Source organism: Pontitalea aquivivens (assembly GCF_046507575.1).
Taxonomy (GTDB): domain Bacteria; phylum Pseudomonadota; class Alphaproteobacteria; order Rhodobacterales; family Rhodobacteraceae; genus Pontitalea; species Pontitalea aquivivens.
Genome location: NZ_JBKFEY010000087.1, coordinates 1 through 1183, shown reverse-complemented (window position 1 = coordinate 1183; position 1183 = coordinate 1). Strand labels below are relative to the sequence as shown.

The 1183-nt window shown below is 60.3% G+C and carries 1 protein-coding gene; it reads right to left on the bottom strand.

Annotation, left to right across the window (positions count from 1 at the left end; genetic code table 11):
* Positions 1–4 precede the first annotated feature (4 nt).
* Positions 5–1093 (bottom strand): IS4 family transposase, encoded by a 1089-nt coding sequence (locus ACK8OU_RS20235; RefSeq protein WP_410305128.1) that lies wholly within the window; start codon positions 1091–1093, stop codon positions 5–7.
* Positions 1094–1183 lie beyond the last annotated feature (90 nt).

Genomic DNA, 1183 nt, shown 5'->3' with positions numbered 1-1183 from the left:
CACACTACACGACTCGCAACCTCAGGCTCTTCGGAATGACGATTTTCCGGTCGACGATGGGCTCGTCCTGGCCTGATCGCAATCGGCGGCGGAGTTCATCAAAACCTGTTCTGAACCAGGATCTCTCGCAATAGCCATGCTTCTTCCGGGCTGGGTATTTCTGGCCAAGGCGTTTGACCGCGGCACGGCACACCAACGCGATGGCGATTGCGGTGATCGCAACCAGGAGGCTCAACTTATGCGCGAGCGTGAGGCGGGTATCCTCAATATTCAGGCCCTTCGTCTTGCTGTCCGCGAACAGGCATTCGATGAACCACCTCTTGCGGTAGTAGCGCAGAATGCGACCACCACTGGCAGGCAGAGAAGACGCCACGACGAGCAGCTCGCCCCCCTTGATCCGCCGGGCGCCAAAGTGGAGCTCGATGTCGGGGTGCCCAGCCTTGGCAGGCAAAACGGCGGTAAAGCCGCGTTCGCCCTTGCAGCGCGACAACCAGGAGCGCAGCGACAGCTCGCGCCCATCCACCCGGATGATCTGTTCCTCCTTCAGGCGGACCGCAAACGGGATGCCGTGGTCCTTGAGGAATGCGAACCATTCCTGCCCGATGAATTCGCGATCGGCCAGCAGCATGCGCACGGTCGAGGCCTCGAAGCGCGCAAGGTAGCGCCGCATCAGATCGATCCGCTGCGCCGTGGTGCTGTTGCCGCAATGCGCGAGAAGGCTCCACATCAGGGGAACCCGAAACTTCTCCGTGACAACGGCAAGGACGAGGATGTTGACATCGGCCTTGCCGATCTTCCAGTTGGTTCTGTCGAGGCAGAGATACCATTTCTGCGGTCGACCGATCAGGGCGACAACCAAACCGACAGCCCAGTCTTCCGGCAGGACAACATGCTGGAAAAAGCGCTGCAGTCGCCGATAGGTCGATGCAACCTTTGCGCGACCCGGACGTTCCGTCGCGATATGCGTCAGGTTCACCGTGCGGGCACTGATCATGCCCAGCAAGAGCAGGCACAAGGTTTCAAGCCGCGACTTGCCCAGCGGCACATGCGCGGTTAGCGTTTCTTTCAGATCGGCGAGAGCACGGGAATTCAATGGACCGTTCCTTTGGCGAGGTCGAGTCCATCAGAAGACTCGCTTTCGCCGATCACCGCCACCCCGAAAACCTCCGTGTCGTGTAGTGTG